At 36.8% G+C, this 1,084-nt stretch carries 1 tRNA gene and 1 rRNA gene; both read left to right on the top strand.

The features are described 5' to 3' along the window. Positions 1-124: 124 nt before the first annotated feature. A 5S ribosomal RNA gene (rrf, locus tag ES896_RS19965) occupies positions 125-240 on the top strand. 768 nt (positions 241-1,008) lie between these two features. Then, a tRNA-Val gene (locus ES896_RS19960) sits at positions 1,009-1,084 on the top strand.

Genomic DNA, 1,084 nt, shown 5'->3' with positions numbered 1-1,084 from the left:
CTGAGGTGGAAGCGTGGTGACACGTGGAGCTGACAGATACTAATAGATCGAGGACTTAACCTATATTCTAATGTGAAAAATGAACATTGTTATCTAGTTTTGAGAGAACATTCTCTCCATCAGGTTTGGTGGCGATAGCGAAGAGGTCACACCCGTTCCCATACCGAACACGGAAGTTAAGCTCTTCAGCGCCGATGGTAGTTGGGGGTTTCCCCCTGTGAGAGTAGGACGCCGCCAAGCTTTTCAAAGGATCAGTTCCAATCGGAACTGGTCTTTTTTGTGTTTTAATAAATGATATATCTATTTATATTGAAAATAGTGTTCTTTCACTACATTCTCAATAACTCATTCATTTCATCCCCTTCATTGGAATTCTAGACATTCTATAAAATTCTTATCATCCAATTTCGTCGCTCGCTCATCTTGCTAAGAGTCAACATGTCTAAAAAGGATCTTCTCCTCTGGCAACCATATGTAGCGAACTGCACTTGCTGCTAGATCATTGAAACCTACATAAGAGAGCAAAGGGCATCTTGGTTTGCTAATGAGAGAGGGGAGGAAGATTTGAGTTAAGCACCACAATGTTTGATGAGGCAAGGGAACATTGAGACGAATTTTTGGAAAATGACCAGGATCAATTTAATATAAAGCAAATATACAAAATGGTTTCTCGGAAAAATAAAATAATAAAAAAATTCGTTTCTATATGCACGTTATCTGAGGATTTATGGAATAAAACAAACATTTTTCAGCTTTAAAAGAGCTGTTTTTACATTGGAAAAGCGCTATTAATGCTCTTTTGAACAAAAAAACATAAAAAAAATGAAAAAAAGACTTTTAAAATGAAGAGACAAGTGGTAAACTTCTTTAGGTGCCTTAACGAAAAGATGTGAAAAAATAGCTTTAAAATAAATTCAAAAATTATTTTAAAAAAGTCTTTACAAACAATATCTTATCGTTATATAATACTATTTGTCAGATCGAGAGACATTCGAAACGACATAATATGGAGGATTAGCTCAGCTGGGAGAGCATCTGCCTTACAAGCAGAGGGTCGGCGGTTCGAGCCCGTCATCCTCCACCA

This window comes from Bacillus sp. 005/A4HT-01/001, assembly GCF_004634445.1.
Lineage (GTDB): Bacteria > Bacillota > Bacilli > Bacillales > Bacillaceae > Bacillus > Bacillus altitudinis.
The sequence above is the reverse complement of the archived record's forward strand: the minus strand, read 5'-3'. Positions and strand labels throughout refer to the sequence as shown.